Genomic DNA, 18344 nt, shown 5'->3' on the forward strand with positions numbered 1-18344 from the left:
CCAACCTGATTTTTTTAATGCCTGCTCCAGCAGGCTGCCTCCTTCGCGCGGCTCACTCCAGATGGCCCAGTATGAGTGGACAGTGCGCCATTTGGGAAAGTCATTAGGCAGGGCTCGCCACTGGCAGCCGCTCTTGAGCAAATACAGCACCGCACAAAAAACCTCGTACAGATCTATTCGTCGAGGGCTGGTCTTCCTGCGCGCGCTCTCCAGCAAAGGCTTGATAAGCTCGAATTGTTCACGACTGATGTCGCTCAGGTAACTTTTTCTCATCTCCCGAGTCTCTCATACTCCCAGAGATTTTGAACAGGTTCTCAGGCCCTATACTCTAGCTTTATCATTTGTTTCTAAATCTCACGAAAAGGAAAAGACTTTTTATTTTTAAGAAGATAAAGGGTATATATTTGATAATATTCCTCGATTCTTTACCTCTTGCGGGGGACACATTCTGATTGTGTGTGAGACAGCTGTCTACCGAGTGATCCGGTAAATTTACAGCTGGGATAATCTTGATGTGGTAGATCACGTGGTTGCCATTTGTGGATTACAGGAGAGCGTTGACTGTGGTGTTGAGTAGGGTAGAGAAACTGTTGTGTATCGTTCTGGTGCTGATGCTTGCTGCTTGTGGTAAGCAGGAAGAGGTTATAAAAACAGCTAACCCGCCAGCAGTCAGTGTAGCTACGGCCAGGAATGTGTCTATAGAAGTACGAGAGGAATCCATTGGTTCACTGGAGGGCATAATGGATCCCACGATCGCAGCGGAAGTATCTGGGCGTGTCCTTAAAGTATTGGTGCGCCAGGGGCAACATGTGAAAAAAGGACAGGAAATTGCTTTGTTGGATCCGGCGGATCATCAGCTGCTACGACGTGAAGCGCTCAGCGAGGTGGCAAGACTGGAGGCGTTGCTGGAAAACCAACAGCGTTCAGTCGAACGTAATACCCGGCTGGTAGAACGAAATTTTATTTCCCAGATCGTGTTGGATGATGTCAAGACTCAGGAAATAGCATTGCGCCGGCAGCTGGAAGGAGCGAAATCCCGTCTGGCCACAATTGAACATAATAAATCTAAGACACGCTTGTTTTCGCCAATGGATGGAAAAATTGAATCCCAGACTGTTGTTGAGGGAGACTATGTCAAGGTTGGCGATCCGTTGCTACAAATTATCAGTAATCAGCATTTGCGCGCACATCTGCCATTCCCGGAAAGTATCGCTTCATATATCAGACCGAATCTTGAAGTTAGGCTGAGCACACCTACCTCTGATACTGAAATTATTTCCCGTATCAGGGAATTGAAGCCTGCAATTGGTGTTAGCAATCGGGCGATTGATGCACTTGTCTATATTGAGAACCAGCCTGGTTGGCACGCGGGTGCAAGCGTTAGTGGTGTGGTCATCCTTGGCGTGCGTGAGAATGTAGTGGTTGTGCCGGAGCAGAGTGTAGTGCTCAGGCCGGCAGGCCAGGTGGTTTATGCTATCAATGGCGAGCAGGTTGAACAGCGTGTCGTGCGAACCGGATTAAATCAGGATGGAATGGTTGAAATCATTGATGGCGTACAAGCAGGTGAGCAGATAGTGCTGGATGGTGCAGCTTTTCTTACCGACGGCACCAAGGTCACTATACAAAGGGAAATACTGGGGCAAGCGAATTCATGACGCTGCCAGAGCTGTCGATCAAGCGCCATGTGCTGGCGTGGATGGTTTCAGGATTACTGGTATTGCTAGGTGTTATCAGTTATCAGCGAATTGGAATGGATCGCTGGCCATATATCGAATTTCCAGTCATTTCGGTAACTACGACACTGGCTGGAGCAAACCCTGATATTGTTGATGCCAGTATTACCGGCATTATTGAAACCGCCATTAATACCATTCCCGGTATTGAACATGTGCAATCCAGCTCTTCTCCGAGTGTCTCAACGACAACAATCACCTTCGTTCTGGATAAGAATATTGATGTTGCCTATAACGAGGTGCAGGCAAATATCAGCCAGATTCTGAAACGTTTGCCAGATGATACCGACCCGCCAATCGTACGCAAAATCGAAACTAACGCACAGCCTGTGATGTGGCTGTCGCTGCAGGGTGATCGGACTTTACAGCAACTTAATCTGTATGGATTTAATGTCATCAAGAAAAAACTGGAAACCATTGATGGTGTCGGTGAGGTTCGTCTGGGAGGGCGGCGAGATCGCACGATACGAATCAATGTTTTGCCCGAGCGTATGGCTACCTATAACCTGGCTGCCAGCGATGTCATCAATGCTTTTCGGCGCGAGCATATTCAGCTACCGGGTGGCTTCCTGACAGGTAAAAACACGGAGAGATTAATCAAGCTGGATTTAGAGTTTCATAATCTAAAAGATGTGGGCAATCTGATCGTAGCTTACCGTGAAGGTGCTCCGATCAGATTGAAGGAAATTGCAGAGATTGCGGATGATCTGGCTGATTACCGCCAAGTGGCCCGATTCAATGGGCTACCCTCGCTAGGACTGGGAATTGTCAAGGTTTCAAATGCCAACACGGTTGCTATTATCGATGAAGTTGAGCGCCGGCTGGCAGAAGATATCAATCCGAGCTTGCCGCCCGGGATGCGTATCAGTATTTCTTCCAGTGATGCGATTTTTATCAAGGAGCTGGTATATGCACTGCAGGAACATCTAGTCGAAGGTACCTTGCTGGCTGCGCTGATCGTCTGGTTGTTTCTGCGTTCAGTGCGTTCAACGCTGATTATTGCGACTGCAATTCCGGTATCACTGATGGGTGCCATTGCTGTCATGTATTTCTCGGGTTTTACTTTTAACACCATGACGTTGCTGGCTTTGCTGTTGCTGATCGGGGTGGTGGTGGATGATGCCATCGTGGTGTTGGAGAATATTTTCCGGCATATGAGTCGCGATCAGGCAAGGCACGGTAAAGTGGATGTGGTGGCTGCCTCGATTAGAGGCAGTCACGAAGTGGTATTCGCTGTCATGGCAGCTACGCTGGCGCTGGTATGTATCTTTGCACCAGTAATCTTTATGGAAGGTATCATCGGCAAATTCTTCAAGTCATTTGCTGTGGTTGTTACCTTTGGTGTGCTGATTTCCCTGCTTGTTTCATTAACGCTGACACCTATGCTGTGTTCACGTTATTTGCGTGTCGATCGGAAACATGGTCGTCTCTATTATTGGCTGGATAACTGGTTTGATCGTATGGATCAGCGTTATGTTTTGCTGCTGACGTTTTCCATACAGCATCGTTGGAAAGTCATTGTGCTTACCATCATAATGGTATTGAGCAGTATTTTCTTCTTTGGGAAAGTAGATAAGGAATTTTCTCCAGAAACGGATGAAGGTGTATTTACAATAACGTTCAGAACGCCACTTGGTTCAAGTATTGACTACACTGATTCACGCCTCAGGCTGATTGAACGTGTATTGGCAACTTATCCTTCAGAAATAATCAGTTATCTTGGAATGATTGGGGCCGGGCAGGATGGCCAGGTGAATAAAGGGTTTGTCAATGTACGCTTGTATGATCGAAACGCCCGTAATATGAGCCAGAAGGTGTTGATGCGTGAACTGAGAGAACATTTCGATAAAATTCCTGGCGTCCGGGCGTTTCCTGCCCCGATTTCCATTGTGCGTGGCCAACGCTCAGAAAAATTACAATTTAATTTGACTGGCTCCAATCTGCAGAAAGTGGGGCGTCTGGCTAAGGAAATGCAGCTACGGTTGGGAAGAATTCCAGGGATGGGCAAGGTTGATCTTGATCTTGATCTTGATTTGCCGCAGCTGATCGTGAATATAGACCGGACACGTGCTGCCAGTCTCGGTATATCTGCAACCGATATTGCCACGGCAATCAATATGTTTACCGGTGGTGTTGACGTGGCCAGATTCAACGATGATCCCGGGGATGGGCAACGCTATGAGATCCGGATTAAAGGTAAGGAAGATCGGTTTAGCCAGTTGGACGATCTGAAAAAGATTTATCTGAGAAGTAACGGGAATGAGCTGGTAAGACTGGATGCGGTTGCTGAATTTCGGGATACCCTGGGTGCCGCGTTAATCGGGCGCTTTGATCTGCAATATGCGGCGATGTTCTATATCAACCCTATACTGCCGCTGGATAAAGCAACCGATAGTGTATTTCAGCAGGCTACTGAATTATTGCCGCCGGGTTATACGGTAAAACTTACCGGGCAGGCGGAAGAATTGGCCAAGACGATGAAGAGTACCGTATTTATTTTTACGCTTGCACTGATTTTGCTTTACATGGTGCTGGCCAGTCAGTTCAATTCCTTTCTGCAGCCGCTTATCATTATGGTGGCACAGCCACTTGCCATTATTGGCGGTATTTTTGCCTTGTGGCTGACGGGCAATTCACTCAACATCTTTTCTATGATCGGGCTGGTGTTGCTGATCGGCCTGGTGGCAAAAAATTCCATCCTGTTGATTGATCTAACTAATCAACTGCGTGAACAGGGCAAGTCTATTGATGCAGCTCTTAAGGAGGCCTGTCCGATCCGGCTGCGGCCAGTGCTGATGACCTCGTTGACTGTCATCCTCGCACTGCTGCCGGCAGCGATGGGGCTGGGGGCCGGTGCTGAAACCAATCGCCCGCTTGCTGTTGCAGTTATCGGGGGCATGGTTTCCTCAACACTGCTTACATTAGTGGTGGTGCCGGCCGTTTATTCCCTGGTGATGCAGACAGTGGATAAATTGCATCTCTCCCGGCGTGCCTCCACTGAATGAGTTGAGGTTAAGGTTGCTTTTCCAGAATGCGGTAACCCCAGGCAGGCAGGTCAACAAAAAGCTGAGTAATATTTTCTATCCGAACTGGTAACGATTCACTCGGATTCATCAGATCATGCCAGCTCCCGGTACTTTCTTTTGGTTGTAAATCAGCAAACTCCACTAGACATTGGCCCGGATGGGGTGCGTAGTTGACGATGATTAGCAGAGAGTCACTGTTTTCTCCCTGCCAGCGGTATGCGATGAAATTATTCCAAGTCCCATTCTCTTTCTGGGCCGGCAAGCATTCCAGCAATACCCAGTTTCCCTGTCGTAACACCGGATTTTTCAGAATCTGCAGTAGCTGTTGATAAAAGTGACTGAGTCTGGAGTCTGTCGGCTCAACCGGACTTCTGCATAAGTGAATCGGGATATGTACCCGCTTGCCTTCCAGTTGTCCAGCCTGAAAAAAACGCATCCCTGGTGCCAGATAATTGATCATGGCTGCTGCTTCATGCACAGTCGGTGGAAAAACAGTTGCCGCGCGCTGCTCATCGTGATTCTCCAAGAACCGGGCGAGTTTGCGCTGATAAGTGATATCTGCTGTGAGATGGTCGTGCACAGGTTTGGGAACTTGGCTAAGTAGCCGATCATATAATCGTTTGTCGTAAGTGTAATCAAATCCTTGCTGCTGCAGCATCCATTCCAGATCCCAGTACACTTCAGCCAGAAAAAGGAAACCCGGAAATTGTTTGCGGACTGCCTGAATGGTGGCAGGCCAGAAGGAGGTAATAGAGCGCTGCCAAGTACGTTCAAAAATTTGCGGTAACAACAGCATGGCCATATCACAACGTACGCCGTCGCACAGCTTGGCAATGTTTAGCAGTTCTACTTGCATCGCCTGTTGTACGGCAGGATTGCTGTAATCCAGTTGTAGGGTATCTGGCCAGCCATCAAAGTAAGGGTCACGGCCATAGGCAAAAATTCGCTGATCTTTGCCAGATGAATTCGATACAAGTGCAACATAGTTTTGTGGATTGCGCTGTAAATCCTCCCGTGTCCCGTTGATATAGAACTCGGGGTGTGTCTGCATCCAGGGATGATCCAGTGCGGTGTGATTAGGAACGAAATCGAGCATGAGGCGCAATCCGCGTTCATTGAGTTTGTGGCGCAGGTGCTGTAGCGCCTTGTTTCCTCCCAGTCTGTCGGCCACCTGATAACGGGTAATGGCAAAGCAGGAACCGCAAATATCTGTCTCGGATAGATCCGGTAAGCAGGTGGCCTTAAAGCTTTTCTGCCAACCAGGCTGTGTACGTGAAACACGCTGGCCAGCTTTTCCGGTTTCCCATACGCCAAGCAGCCATACCCAGTCAAACCCCAGTTCAGCTAACCGATCCCATTCACTATCAGGCCAATCATTCAGTGGGGGAGGTGAGATAGCAGCGCGTGAAAGCTCGTACTGTTTGATGCGGGCGTTGAGCTGATACAGCAGGGGATAGGAAGGGACGGTCATAGAATATTTCTAATTTTCATCAATTTTCGGGAGAGCCAGTAGCATACCGATCAATAGTTTGCCCTTCGGCTGCAACGATAAATTACCAAGCATTCATTATGCATAATTCTTGAAAAGAATCTAACTATGTGTCTGGAAATATTTGAGCACTATATTTCTTTACTGATGCTTGTGCCCGGCCTTAGCCAATAATTTATCCAGTACAGAAACGGGCAAGATGCGCTTGAGAAGGCCAAACATGTGGGTCGGAAAGGTAACGTAATAGCGGGCATCAGGGGTACGTGATTCAAGTATACAGATCACCTTTTTCAATACGGCTTCTGGAGGCAGAGTGAAAGGGACAGTGGGTCCCTGCTTGTTCAGCCGGTCCTGAACAATGAGGTATTTCTCGCGGTGAATACTGTGCTCGATATCGATGTAGCGTTCAAACGCCTTCATTGCGTTGGCACGGAATTTCGTGGCAATTGGCCCTGGTTCGATCAGGCTGACAAAAATATTGCTCCCTCTCAGTTCCAGCCGTAAGGTATCGCTCCAGCCTTCGACTGCAAATTTGGAGGCGTTGTACGCGCCACGGAACGGCATGGCAGCAAAGCCAAGTATGGAGCTGTTTTGTATGATACGACCCTGTTCCTGCTTGCGCATGACGGGCAAGATCAGATTGGTCAGCTCCACCCAACCAAAAAAATTGGTTTCAAATTGGGCGCGCATGGCTTCCCGACTGAGATCTTCAACCGCCCCAGGCAGGCCATATGCACCATTGTTAAATAATGCATACAATTGGCCATTGCTGCGATTCAGGGTTTCTTCAACTGCGCGTTGAATTGAGCTGGAATCGTTCAGATCAAGTTGGAAACTTTCTAATCCCTCAGCAAGCAACATGTCCACACTTTCCTGCCTGCGGGCGGTGGCAAAAACACGGTAACCGCGCGTCTGCAATTCATGCGCAACGCAATAGCCAATGCCGCTGGAGCAACCGGTAATCAATATGGATTTTTTCATAAGCTGGATTTGAGCGATATTAAAATAAAAGAGGGAGTATGAGCAGCATCTGGGTGATGATCAATTTACGCTGCGGGTTGTCCGAAGTTCCCTAAAGTTCATTCTGAATACGCTTATACCCTTGTACAAGGGTATTTTGTTGGTTCTGGCGACATCCTCAGAAAATTTTGATGCTTGGGGGGTTACTTTTTTGATGGAAGCCAGGTCGGTTTTTGGCCTGATGCGTTGTGTGGAAGGAACATAAAAGCCTGGTGGCAGATCGCAGCTATCAACGACTGAATTGTGGCGAACGACACATCCTTCACCGATTGTGCAGTTGAACAGTACACTGTTAAATCCAATGAACACTCCGGGGCCGACAGTACAAGGCCCGTGTACAATTGCCCGGTGGGCGATTGAGGTGCGCTCCCTGATAGTAACTGCTGCACCCAATTTGGAGTGAATGACTACGCCATCCTGAATATTGGAATGCACACCTATTGTAATGGGTTCCATATTTCCGGCTTCATCCACCTCATCCGCCCGAATGACAACGTATGGCCCGATAAACGCATTTTCGTGTACGACAACACGTCCACAGAGAATGGCAGTGGGATCAACAAAAGCACTTTCGTGGACGATCGGCTGATCACCCGTGGGGTTTTTTCTAATCATGATAATTTCTGAGTAGCATTATAAATAGCGATGGATATCTATGACTATGGTATAAAAACGATTGATGGGCAGAATAAACTGCTCAGCGATTATAAGGGTAAAGTCTTGCTGATAGTGAACACGGCCAGTAAATGTGGTTTTACACCTCAGTATCAGAGTTTGGAAGCGTTATATCGACGATACAAGGATCAGGGGCTGGTTGTACTTGCTTTTCCCTGTAACCAATTTGGCCGCCAGGAACCGGGTAATGAACGTGAAATTCAGGAATTTTGCTCATCCGGTTACAACATCAGCTTTCCTTTATTTGCAAAGATTGAGGTGAATGGTACCAATACCCATCCGCTCTACCAATATCTGAAGAATGAAAAACCTGGTGTGCTGGGTTCCAAGGGTATCAAATGGAATTTCACCAAGTTTCTGGTAGATAGAACCGGGAAAGTGGTTAAACGTTATGCGCCAGTTGATAAGCCGGAATCTCTGGTTGGAGATATCGAACAGTTGCTCTAATTTTATTGAATGTTTGTCGTGTATGAATCTGGTTTCATCTCTTGATATTGATTTTTCAGCTCCCTCTGCTGAAGTGGCGCGTTCCCTGATAGGCGTGACGCTTATGCTGAATGGTGTAGGTGGTCGGATTGTGGAGGTGGAGGCTTATGATCATGAGGATCCTGCCTCACATTGTTTTGGTGGAATAACGCCGCGCAATCAGGTGATGTTCGGGCCACCGTGCCATGCGTATGTCTATCGCTCTTACGGCATACATTGGTGCTTCAATATTGTGTGCTGTCCGCCAGGCCATGGTGCCGGGGTGCTGATCCGCGCACTGGAGCCGCTGGCAGGAGGATTGGATGTTATGCGGAAACGACGCGGGCTGGATAATGTACGTTTGCTCTGCGCAGGTCCCGGGCGGCTTTGTCAGGCGCTCGGAATTACTATGGCGCATAGTGGCATGCCGGTTGATATTCCTCCGTTTCAGCTTCTGCCGGCCACAACTCCAGTAACAGTTATTACCGGGCCGCGTATTGGTATCTCCAGGGCAAAAGAAATACCCTGGCGTTTTGGGTTGGCTGGGTCGCGCTTTCTAAGTCGTCCATTTCGCTGAATTTCTGCAGAAGCGAGTAAGTCGAGTCCTTGTCAGTAAGGGCTGATGTGGTTTGTGATAACCCGGAAGCTGGAAGTGTGTTTCTGAAATTATTGGCTTGATTTTTATACTTAATAGCGCTGCTGGAGAAAATAAAGTAGATATTCTTTATTTCCTCCAAGGCTTGTCGGCGTGGTTTGCTTTAGGTTTTTTCTACAATGTGGCGCAAAAGATCAGTTGAAGTAAGGATACCCCACGGCTGGTTCCCTTCTACTCTGACAATAAGACTGTTGATTTTGTTATCCAGCATTGTCCGGATAGCGGTATTAATTTCGGCGGAAGGTTCGATTACGATGGGTGCATCACTCATGAGATCCTTGACAAGATGTTCGGCTTTAACATCATTTGAGTCATGTCTGGCCATTGATAGATCTCTGTCACTCAATACGCCAACCAGTTTTCCACCATCCAGTACGGGGAGATGATGGCAGGCACATTCTTTCATTATCTCCAGGGCTTTTTCCACTGAAATATCGAAGCCTATGGTTTGAGGCATAGGCGTCATCAGATCACGAACTTGTGTCATTTTCTGCCTCGTAATATCTCAATCAGAACATCCAGTGCATCAGTTACTGTGAATATACCCTGCAGATCTCCCTTTTCATCTGCCACCAGAACGCTGCCGATTTTTTTCTCTGACATTTCCAGAATCACATCCTCGATGGAGGTGTTGCCCTGAAAAGTCACGGGATCGGGCGTCATTAGATCATCTGCTCGGACCAGGAACTTTTCACGGGCACTCAATGCCGAAACGATTCTGAGATCCCGATCGCTGACGATGCCCGTGATTTTTCCATTCGACATGATGGGAATGTGGCGCACCTTGAGATTCTTGACGATATCCAGTAACTCCTCAATTGAGCTATCCTCGCGCGCGGTGACCGGATAGGGGGTGGTAAATTCCTGAATCGGCAGTTCCAGTTTTGTACTCATAAGCATCTCCATATGCGTAAACTGGTCTGAGTTATACCAGATCACTAAGTATTAGGGAATCTTGTCCGAGAGAAATAGCAATCAGTTTCTTCGGCTGTTTATTTTCTCGGTAGGGCTTTCTTCATTCGTTGCGCAGGTTTGGGTTTGCGTTTTGGTTTAAAGCCAGACTTGGATATGCTCAAAGCCGTGGTCTCGACGTTTTTTTTATCCGGGTTGATCCGGTATATAATCAAAATCTTACCGATCTGCTTGATAGGTGCGGCATTTAGAGAAAGGCAAATTTTCTCCAGCAAAGAAGTTCTCTGGTCCCGGTCGCCTTCAAGCACTTTAATCTTGATAAGCTCATGCTTCAAAAGACTCCGATCGAGCTCACTAATAATACTTTCTGCCAGGCCATCCTTGCCAATCGTTACTACCGGATTCAGGTGGTGCGCACTGGCCGTAAGCTGCCGGCGCAGAGCCATATCAAGTTCAAGCATTACAACCTTCCTAAAAACACTGGATTTTACCTGATGAAATCTGCCAGAACCAGCAGAGCCTGGATAAAAGCGCATATCAACGATAACTTTGTCCGCAAGGCTAACCACGAAGGTTATCGTTCGCGTGCGGCCTACAAATTACAGGAAATCGCCGAGCGCGATGCACTTTTTTCACCGGGAATGACGGTTGTTGATCTGGGAGCGTCGCCTGGCAGCTGGTCACAAGTGGCACTCGAATCTGTCGGGCCGACCGGAAAGGTTTTTGCGCTGGATATGCTGGATATGCAATCCTTACCTGGTGCGACATTCATTCAAGGCGATTTTCGTGAAAATGGTGTTCTGGCCGCATTGGAGAAAGTTCTGGATGGGAAACGGGCAGATCTTGTAATTTCCGATATGTCACCCAATCTTACCGGTATTCGTGTCAGTGATCAGGCTCACGGCATGTATCTGGCAGAACTTGCTTTGATGTTCTGTCGCGAACATTTGAACCCCGGTGAAAACTTTCTTGTCAAAGTATTTCAGGGGAGTGACTTTGAGGCATTCCGACAATTAATGCAGGCTGATTTTGCAAAAGTCGTCATCAGGAAACCAAAGGCTTCGCGAGATCGAAGTAAAGAGTTATATTTGCTGGGACTGGAAAAAATAATCTGATAGACTGCGGTAACAGTCCTGTAACAGATACAGATAAACCGCAGCGTTTCAAAAATTCGGTTTCGTCGAGAAGCAAAATTGAGGAGCTAATATGAATAATTTGATTAAGAACATGGCTATCTGGCTGGTGATTGCATTGGTATTGATGACAGTCTTCAATCAGTTCTCCACCCGACAGCCATCACAGCCTCCCATGGAATATTCACAATTTATCAGTGAAATGCACCAAGGCAGGATTGCCAAGGTAGTAATCGACGGTCGTACCTTGAGAGGTGCAAAAACAGATGGCCGCTCGTTTATTGTCCATTCACCTTCCGATCCGTGGCTGGTAAGTGATCTTCTAAAGGCTGGAGTGGCTGTGGAAGCTAAGCCGGAAGAAGAACCTTCCATGCTGATGAGCATCCTTGTGTCATGGTTCCCGATGTTGCTGTTAATTGCTGTCTGGATCTTTTTCATGCGCCAGATGCAAGGGGGCGGTCGTAGCGGCGGTGCTTTCTCATTCGGGAAAAGTAAAGCCAGGATGCTTGATCATAAGAGTAACAACGTGACTTTTGCGGATGTGGCTGGTTGTGAAGAAGCCAAAGAAGAAGTTGCCGAGTTGGTCGAGTTTTTGAGGGATCCTTCCCGATTCCAGAAACTAGGTGGTCGTATTCCTCGCGGTGTACTAATGTGTGGTAATCCGGGAACAGGTAAAACGCTGCTTGCCCGCGCCATTGCCGGTGAAGCAAAAGTACCATTTTTCAGTATTTCCGGTTCGGATTTCGTCGAAATGTTTGTCGGTGTCGGTGCCTCCAGAGTGAGAGATATGTTTGAGCAGGCGAAAAAACATGCACCTTGCATTATCTTCATTGACGAGATTGATGCGGTCGGCCGTCAGCGTGGCGCAGGTCTGGGAGGTGGAAATGATGAGCGCGAACAGACGTTGAACCAATTGCTGGTTGAAATGGATGGCTTTGAAGGCAATATGGGTGTAATTGTTATTGCTGCCACCAACCGCCCGGATGTATTGGATCCTGCTTTGCTGCGTCCAGGTCGATTCGATAGACAGGTTGTTGTCCCGCTGCCGGATATTCGTGGTCGGGAACAGATTTTGCTGGTACATATGCGCAAAGTTCCTATATCCCCTGATGTGAAAGCCAGTATCTTGGCAAGGGGTACACCTGGTATGTCAGGAGCTGATTTGGCCAATCTGGTCAATGAGGCCGCCTTGTTTGCTGCACGATCCAACAAACGTCTGGTTGATATGGATGACTTTGAACGTGCAAAAGACAAGATTCTGATGGGTGCAGAACGTCGTTCCGTTGTTATGCCCGAAAATGAGCGGCGCAATACTGCTTATCATGAATCGGGGCATGCGGTAGTGGCTTATTTGCTGCCTAAAACCGATCCGGTTCACAAGGTTTCAATTATCCCGCGCGGACGTGCACTAGGTGTAACTATGCAGCTTCCTGCTGAAGATCGTTACAGTATGGATCGCGATCAGATTTTGCAGACGATTGCTGTCATGTTTGGCGGCCGTATTGCAGAGGAAGTGTTCATGAACCAGATGACAACCGGCGCATCTAATGACTTTGAACGGGCAACAGATACCGCCCGCAAGATGGTGACGCAATGGGGTATGTCCGATACGCTGGGACCTATGGTGTATGGTGAAAACGAGGGAGAGGTGTTCCTTGGGCGTTCAGTTACTACGCACAGGAATCTGAGTGAAGCAACCATGAAAATGGTCGATGCCGAGATTCGTCGGATCGTTGATGAGCAATATGCACTTGCGCGCAAGATCATCGAGGAGAATAAGGATAAAATCGAGGCGATGACACAAGCATTGCTTGAATGGGAGACGATAGACAGTGACCAGATCAAAGATATTATGGAAGGTCGCCCGCCGCGTCCGCCGCAATCACCTTCTTCTTCTCCACGGCAAGATAAAGGTTCAACCAGCACAAGCGGTGAGGTAAAACAACCCACAAGTGAGCCTGCAACAACAGAAGAAGCACCTGCTCAAAAAGTAGAAGCCTAGAAAAATTGTAGTATTCTTAATTAATGGCCTGTACGGGAAATAAAACGTACAGGCCATTTTTTCTTATCCAAGTGAATAAACTGCAAAGGATTCTTCAAGAAAACCGCCCGCTGATCATGGGGGTGATCAATGTCACGCCCGATTCTTTTTCTGATGGTGGCTGTTTTGATACAACGGAGAAAGCGATTGAACAAGTGAGTCGCCTAGTTCAGGAAGGTGCAGATATCCTTGATATCGGGGGTGAATCTACCCGTCCTGGGAGTCGATCTGTTGAATCGGACGAAGAACTGTCACGAATCATGCCCGTCATAGAATTTGCACTGAATATGAATATTCCAGTTTCGGTTGATACTGCCAAACCGGAAGTGATGCAAGCCGCTATTAATGCCGGGGTTGTTCTTATCAATGATACCAATGCGCTGCAAGCTCCCGGTGCACTGGAAGTTGTTGCAGACAGCTCTGTTATGGCTTGTCTCATGCACATGCAAGGACGGCCGGAGACAATGCAGCTTGATCCGCAGTATTCGGATGTAGTTGCCGAGGTTATGGCTTTTCTGAAACAACATGTTGCATTAGCAGTATCAGCCGGGATTACGCGTGAGCGAATCATTATTGATCCCGGTTTTGGCTTTGGTAAAACACTGGAGCACAATCTCGCCTTGTTACACCATCTGAATCAATTCATTGCTATGGATCTACCTGTTATGGCCGGCATTTCACGTAAATCAATGCTGGGAATGATTACGGGCAATCCAGTTGATAATCGTGTGTATGCCAGTGTGGCAGCCGCTCTTCTAGCAGTGGGACAAGGTGCCAGGATTGTACGGGTACATGATGTCAAGGCAACTCGTGATGCGTTTTCAGTGTTTGCGGCAATGGATCGTATTCATCCGGGTTTTCTGATATACCCGTCACCCGACCAATAGTTGGGTGTACGGTAATCAATAACAAGGCCCATATAATACAAATATGACGATTGAGTGGCTGGTTGCTGTTGATCTATCAGACGCTCGCGTCTGTGGGATGTTGATTGCGATATTGTGAATCCGGTTACATGCTTTGATTTGGAATTCAACAGGGAAGCGACACTGATATGAAGAAAAAATATTTTGGTACAGATGGCATTCGTGGAAAGGTAGGGGAATTTCCGATCACGCCCGAATTCTTCCTGCGTCTGGGGTATGCTGTTGGCAAAGTATTGCTGGCGTCCGATTGGAAACTGGCTGCAGATAAACGACCAACCATCCTGATTGGAAAAGATACACGCATATCCGGATACATGCTGGAATCTGCGCTGGAAGCCGGTTTCTCAGCGGCAGGGGTAGATGTTCTGCTATCCGGGCCATTACCAACCCCTGCTGTGGCCTACCTTGTGCGAGCGCTGCGCATTCAGGCTGGAGCAGTTATTTCTGCCTCACATAATCCGTTTTATGATAACGGCATTAAATTTTTCTCTTCTGAAGGCTCAAAACTACCTGATAGTATGGAACTTCAAATCGAAGCTGAACTGGATTTTCCTATAGAAACAGCACCTTCTATCAAATTAGGTAGAGTACAACGTCTCAAGGATGAAGAAGGCCGATATATCGAATTTTGTAAAAGTACTTTTCCTAATCAGCTTGATTTACGAGGCTGGAAAATCGTGGTTGATTGTGCCAATGGTGCAGATTACCAGGTCGCCGGGCATGTGATGCATGAACTGGGCGCTGATGTTGTAACTATTCATGCAAATCCGGACGGATTCAACATTAATCATGAATGTGGTGCAACCCATATCATGACGCTGCAAGGTGCAGTTTTGCAACACGGTGCAGATTTTGGTATTGCTGTAGATGGCGATGGCGACCGGGTGCTGATGGTGAGTGGAGAAGGGGTAGTATACGATGGTGACAGTCTGGCCTACATTATCGCTAAACATCGACAACAGCGTGGTGTACTACAAGGTGGAGTAGTTGGGACACTCATGACCAATCTGGCTGTTGAGCAAGCTTTTGAGCGGATTGGGATTCCATTTGCCCGGGCAAATGTCGGAGATCGTTATGTGTCTGAATTGCTGCAACAAAATGACTGGTACTTGGGTGCCGAGAATTCCGGCCATATTATTTGCCGTGATAAACATACGACAGGTGACGGAATTATTTCAGCCCTCCAGGTTTTGTACGCATTACGTGACACGGGTTTGATGTTTGCCGACTTGATGCATGATGTTACTTTCTTTCCCCAACGGTTAATCAATGTAAAGATTTCTAGAGATTTTGATTTTCAGAACGATCAAGCAGTAGAGATATGCAAAAATGAGGCGGAACAGGCATTGGGAAATGATGGGCGTATTTTGCTGCGTGCTTCTGGAACTGAACCGTTAATCAGGGTGATGGTGGAAGGAAAAGACCCTCAACAGATTGAATACTGGGCTGAGAAAATTGCTGGAACAATTCAGCAACAGGCTGTTGCTTCAACTGTTGGGCACTGAGCTTATCATCACAAGGCTGTAATATATCTCGTTTATCTTTGGTGAATACTTGAAGTTAGAGTTGTAGGGTATACAGGTCAGATATCTTTTCTTTAATTCTTGAATATCAGGATGACTATCATGCAACAGTTTTTATCAAAATCCAGTAGTAGAGCCAGATTTTTAATTACAGCCTTTATCCTTTTGAGTGGAATCAGTGGGTATATTCAAGCCAGGTCGCTTATTAAGATAGATGGATCGAGTACTGTTTTCCCGATTACAGAAGCTGTTTCTGAGGATTTTCAAACTGCTAAAAAAGGGGCCACTATGGTTACCGCTGGTATCTCCGGTACGGGCGGGGGATTCAAAAAATTCTGCAGAGGGGAAATTGATATTGTGAATGCATCTCGCCCGATCCTGTCTTCTGAAATGGAGCAATGTAGGCGGAATGGTGTGCAGTACATCGAGATGCCAATTGCTTTTGATGCATTGACGGTGGCGGTCAACCCCAGGAACAATTGGATTAAATCCATAACAATCGCCGAGTTAAAAAAAATGTGGGAGCCTGCAGCGCAAGAAAAGATACTTAACTGGAATCAAATCAACCCGGCCTGGCCTGATGCCAGAATCAAACTTTTCGGCGCAGGAGCTGATTCAGGTACATTCGACTATTTCACCGAAGCCGTGGTCGGTAAGGCAAAATCCAGTCGTGGAGATTTTACTGCCTCGGAAGATGATAATGTACTCGTTCAGGGTGTGGCGAGCGATTTAAATGCATTAGGTTTCTTTGGCTTTGCCTACTACATCGAAAATCAGAAGAAACTGAAAGCTGTGGCGATTGATCATGGTGCTGGCGGTGTTCTACCTTCCATGCTTACCGTACAAAATGGAAGTTACCAGCCATTATCGCGTCCTCTCTTTATTTATGTAAATGCAAAATCAGCAAACAAACCGGAAATAAAGGAATTTGTTATCTTTTACATGCAACACGCACAGCAATTGATTGAGGAAGTAAGATATTTCCCGCTAAAAAAGGAATTCTACGATTTCAATATCAAACATCTCCAGAACAAGACACTCGGCACAGTATTCGGTGGGGAAGCTGGCATGAGTATGACCATTGAGGAACTGTATAAGCGGGAAAGAGTTCAATAACCGGTACATCCATGGCCTGAGTTCTGATCGTGGGCAAGAGATAACACATATCAGCAGTAACAGAAGTACAGATACTGAACCGGATATGTAATTCCGGAATAAGAGGTTATTACATCGTTCTGATTAACCTTTAACAGGCCAGACGGCTCCTTGTTTATTAAGCCCTATTTTGTCTGTATGGATTACTTTCCAGTTTTTCTCAACATTAAACAGCGAAATTGTCTGATTGTTGGCGGAGGAAGTGTTGCAGCCCGAAAGGCGAAGTTGCTACTGCGAGCAGGGGCGCATATCCATGTCGTTTCCCCTACAATTAATGCGGAATTTACTGGTTTGTTGCAGCAATTCTCTTCAATCTCGCATAACGCTGAAACCTTCCGCCCGGATCACTTGCAGGGTAGGGTGCTGGTTATTGCCGCTACGCATGATCGAGCAACCAACCAGGCTGTCTCGGTTGCAGCCCGGAAAGCAGGTATTCCAGTAAACGTTGTCGATAATCCGGATTTATGCACCTTTATCATGCCTTCCATTTTGGATCGCTCTCCGATTATCGTTGCAGTATCAAGCGGTGGCAGTTCTCCAGTACTGGCAAGGCTGTTGCGTGCACGACTGGAAGCATCAATCCCCGCTGCTTATGGTCGACTGGCGACTTATGCTGCGCAGTTTCGCGGGCAAGTCAGGCAGCATTTTTCTCGTCAGGAAAATCGTCGCTTCTTTTGGGAAAAAATGCTTCAAGGGCCGTTTGCAGAAATGGTATTTGCCGGCAAGGATCAGGCTGCCCAGGATTATTTATTAGAAACCTTGAATAATAGTGTGGATCAACCTCCGATCGGGGAAGTTTATCTGGTGGGAGCAGGCCCTGGAGACCCGGATCTGTTGACTTTCCGCGCTATGCGCCTGATGCAGCAGGCAGACGTGGTGATTTATGATCGGCTGGTTGCTCCGGCCATTTTGGATATGGTCAGACAGGATGCTGACCGTATCTATGCCGGTAAGGAGCGTAATCAACATACTTTGCCGCAGACATCAATCAATAACCTGTTGATCAAGCTGGCGCAAGAAGGTAAACGTGTGCTGCGGTTGAAAGGTGGCGATCCTTTTATTTTTGGACGAGGGGGCGAGGAAATCGAAACTTTGTCACAACATCAGATCCCATTCCAGGTTGTTCCCGGAATTACAGCCGCATCCGGTGTAGCTAGTTATGCAGGTATCCCTTTGACCCACCGGGATTACGCGCATTCCTGCGTTTTTGTAACCGGACATCTGAAAGACAACACTGTACAGCTTGACTGGTCAGCGCTGGCGCGTCCTAACCAGACGATTGTCGTCTACATGGGATTGCTGGGCGTCTCCGAGTTATGCCGACAGTTGATTGCTCATGGTCTGCCAAAAACGACACCAGCTGCTATTATTCAGCAGGGTACAACCCCCAATCAGTGTGTTCTCACCGGCACACTTGCAACGTTGCCGACAATCATTCAGGAAAATCCATTGAAGCCGCCAACACTCATTATTGTGGGAGAAGTGGTCAAGCTTCGTCAGAAACTTGCCTGGTTCAATTCGACTTCAGAATCTTTGGGAAACACACCTGGCTACTCGAAACACCCTTAGCTTCAAACCTCAGCTGATTTGG

The 18344-nt window shown here is 47.4% G+C and carries 17 protein-coding genes; 10 read left to right on the forward strand and 7 right to left on the reverse strand.

The window, feature by feature from the left end:
• On the reverse strand, window positions 1–273 hold a 273-nt coding region (locus ABF86_RS11035; RefSeq protein ID WP_160803606.1), incomplete at its 3' end, for a transposase.
• A 266-nt stretch (window positions 274–539) separates the two neighbouring features.
• On the opposite strand from ABF86_RS11035, the gene ABF86_RS11040 reads away from it, so the two are divergent.
• Both ABF86_RS11040 and ABF86_RS11045 read left to right on the forward strand, forming a co-directional pair.
• Window positions 540–1655 (forward strand): efflux RND transporter periplasmic adaptor subunit, encoded by a 1116-nt coding sequence (locus tag ABF86_RS11040; RefSeq protein WP_256201589.1) that lies wholly within the window; start codon window positions 540–542, stop codon window positions 1653–1655.
• Window positions 1652–4738, forward strand: a complete 3087-nt coding sequence (locus ABF86_RS11045) for an efflux RND transporter permease subunit (RefSeq protein ID WP_074685471.1) — start codon at window positions 1652–1654, stop codon at window positions 4736–4738. Before ABF86_RS11040 ends, ABF86_RS11045 begins: the two co-directional genes overlap by 4 nt.
• 7 nt (window positions 4739–4745) lie before the next feature.
• Here the strand turns inward: ABF86_RS11045 and ABF86_RS11050 are convergent, their stop codons facing one another.
• From ABF86_RS11050 to ABF86_RS11060, 3 genes are all read right to left on the reverse strand, one after another.
• Complete coding sequence (locus ABF86_RS11050) at window positions 4746–6230, reverse strand: alpha-amylase family glycosyl hydrolase (RefSeq protein WP_074456119.1); 1485 nt, start codon at window positions 6228–6230, stop codon at window positions 4746–4748.
• A 159-nt stretch (window positions 6231–6389) separates the two neighbouring features.
• Entirely contained in the window at window positions 6390–7229 is an 840-nt protein-coding gene (locus tag ABF86_RS11055; RefSeq protein ID WP_011634072.1) for an SDR family oxidoreductase, read from the reverse strand.
• 60 nt (window positions 7230–7289) lie between these two features.
• Window positions 7290–7883 carry a carbonate dehydratase gene (locus ABF86_RS11060; RefSeq protein WP_107818418.1) on the reverse strand — a complete coding sequence of 198 codons (594 nt, stop codon included), beginning with the start codon at window positions 7881–7883 and terminating at the stop codon, window positions 7290–7292.
• 30 nt (window positions 7884–7913) lie between these two features.
• Here ABF86_RS11060 and ABF86_RS11065 point away from each other — a divergent pair, with 30 nt between their 5' ends.
• Together ABF86_RS11065 and ABF86_RS11070 are read left to right on the forward strand one after the other, a co-directional pair.
• Window positions 7914–8390, forward strand: coding sequence for a glutathione peroxidase (locus tag ABF86_RS11065; protein WP_011634074.1), 477 nt, complete (start codon window positions 7914–7916; stop codon window positions 8388–8390).
• 22 nt (window positions 8391–8412) lie between these two features.
• Window positions 8413–8985, forward strand: coding sequence for a DNA-3-methyladenine glycosylase (locus ABF86_RS11070; protein WP_011634075.1), 573 nt, complete (start codon window positions 8413–8415; stop codon window positions 8983–8985).
• A 181-nt stretch (window positions 8986–9166) separates the two neighbouring features.
• Here ABF86_RS11070 and ABF86_RS11075 read toward each other — a convergent pair whose 3' ends face one another.
• The 3 genes from ABF86_RS11075 to yhbY form a co-directional block, all read right to left on the reverse strand.
• Entirely contained in the window at window positions 9167–9550 is a 384-nt protein-coding gene (locus tag ABF86_RS11075; protein ID WP_011634076.1) for a CBS domain-containing protein, read from the reverse strand.
• Window positions 9547–9957, reverse strand: coding sequence for a CBS domain-containing protein (locus tag ABF86_RS11080; protein WP_074456118.1), 411 nt, complete (start codon window positions 9955–9957; stop codon window positions 9547–9549). The genes ABF86_RS11075 and ABF86_RS11080 overlap by 4 nt, the downstream gene beginning before the upstream one ends.
• Before the next feature lie 98 nt (window positions 9958–10055).
• Window positions 10056–10436 (reverse strand): ribosome assembly RNA-binding protein YhbY, encoded by a 381-nt coding sequence (gene yhbY, locus ABF86_RS11085; protein WP_011634078.1) that lies wholly within the window; start codon window positions 10434–10436, stop codon window positions 10056–10058.
• A 33-nt stretch (window positions 10437–10469) separates the two neighbouring features.
• Between yhbY and ABF86_RS11090 the strand changes: the two genes are divergently transcribed.
• The 6 genes from ABF86_RS11090 to cysG all read left to right on the forward strand — a co-directional run bounded on the left by ABF86_RS11090 (window position 10470) and on the right by cysG (window position 18322).
• Window positions 10470–11090 (forward strand): RlmE family RNA methyltransferase, encoded by a 621-nt coding sequence (locus ABF86_RS11090; protein WP_011634079.1) that lies wholly within the window; start codon window positions 10470–10472, stop codon window positions 11088–11090.
• Window positions 11091–11181: 91 nt separating this feature from the next.
• On the forward strand, window positions 11182–13110 hold the full coding sequence (gene ftsH / locus ABF86_RS11095) for an ATP-dependent zinc metalloprotease FtsH (protein ID WP_074456117.1): 1929 nt from the start codon (window positions 11182–11184) through the stop codon (window positions 13108–13110).
• Between the two features lie 71 nt (window positions 13111–13181).
• A complete protein-coding gene (folP, locus tag ABF86_RS11100; protein WP_256201590.1) occupies window positions 13182–14036 on the forward strand; it encodes a dihydropteroate synthase in 855 nt (284 codons plus the stop codon).
• A 167-nt stretch (window positions 14037–14203) separates the two neighbouring features.
• Window positions 14204–15580 (forward strand): phosphoglucosamine mutase, encoded by a 1377-nt coding sequence (gene glmM / locus ABF86_RS11105; protein WP_011634082.1) that lies wholly within the window; start codon window positions 14204–14206, stop codon window positions 15578–15580.
• Window positions 15581–15700: 120 nt separating this feature from the next.
• Window positions 15701–16714, forward strand: a complete 1014-nt coding sequence (locus ABF86_RS11110; RefSeq protein WP_074456116.1) for a PstS family phosphate ABC transporter substrate-binding protein — start codon at window positions 15701–15703, stop codon at window positions 16712–16714.
• A 177-nt stretch (window positions 16715–16891) separates the two neighbouring features.
• Window positions 16892–18322, forward strand: a complete 1431-nt coding sequence (gene cysG, locus ABF86_RS11115; RefSeq protein WP_074685473.1) for a siroheme synthase CysG — start codon at window positions 16892–16894, stop codon at window positions 18320–18322.
• The last annotated feature ends 22 nt before the right edge of the window (window positions 18323–18344 follow it).

The organism is Nitrosomonas sp. GH22 (assembly GCF_009833115.1).
Lineage (GTDB): Bacteria > Pseudomonadota > Gammaproteobacteria > Burkholderiales > Nitrosomonadaceae > Nitrosomonas > Nitrosomonas eutropha.

Excerpts from the sequence above, each read along its gene's own strand:
- ABF86_RS11065 (WP_011634074.1), top strand. The coding sequence starts at position 7,914 with ATGGATATCTATGACTATGGTATAAAAACGATTGATGGGCAGAATAAA.
- ABF86_RS11110 (WP_074456116.1), top strand. The coding sequence starts at position 15,701 with ATGCAACAGTTTTTATCAAAATCCAGTAGTAGAGCCAGATTTTTAATT.
- yhbY (WP_011634078.1), bottom strand. The coding sequence starts at position 10,436 with ATGCTTGAACTTGATATGGCTCTGCGCCGGCAGCTTACGGCCAGTGCG.
- glmM (WP_011634082.1), top strand. The coding sequence starts at position 14,204 with ATGAAGAAAAAATATTTTGGTACAGATGGCATTCGTGGAAAGGTAGGG.
- ABF86_RS11090 (WP_011634079.1), top strand. The coding sequence starts at position 10,470 with ATGAAATCTGCCAGAACCAGCAGAGCCTGGATAAAAGCGCATATCAAC.
- ABF86_RS11045 (WP_074685471.1), top strand. The coding sequence starts at position 1,652 with ATGACGCTGCCAGAGCTGTCGATCAAGCGCCATGTGCTGGCGTGGATG.
- cysG (WP_074685473.1), top strand. The coding sequence starts at position 16,892 with ATGGATTACTTTCCAGTTTTTCTCAACATTAAACAGCGAAATTGTCTG.
- ABF86_RS11060 (WP_107818418.1), bottom strand. The coding sequence starts at position 7,883 with ATGATTAGAAAAAACCCCACGGGTGATCAGCCGATCGTCCACGAAAGT.
- ABF86_RS11050 (WP_074456119.1), bottom strand. The coding sequence starts at position 6,230 with ATGACCGTCCCTTCCTATCCCCTGCTGTATCAGCTCAACGCCCGCATC.
- ABF86_RS11070 (WP_011634075.1), top strand. The coding sequence starts at position 8,413 with ATGAATCTGGTTTCATCTCTTGATATTGATTTTTCAGCTCCCTCTGCT.
- ABF86_RS11075 (WP_011634076.1), bottom strand. The coding sequence starts at position 9,550 with ATGACACAAGTTCGTGATCTGATGACGCCTATGCCTCAAACCATAGGC.
- ABF86_RS11080 (WP_074456118.1), bottom strand. The coding sequence starts at position 9,957 with ATGAGTACAAAACTGGAACTGCCGATTCAGGAATTTACCACCCCCTAT.
- ftsH (WP_074456117.1), top strand. The coding sequence starts at position 11,182 with ATGAATAATTTGATTAAGAACATGGCTATCTGGCTGGTGATTGCATTG.
- ABF86_RS11055 (WP_011634072.1), bottom strand. The coding sequence starts at position 7,229 with ATGAAAAAATCCATATTGATTACCGGTTGCTCCAGCGGCATTGGCTAT.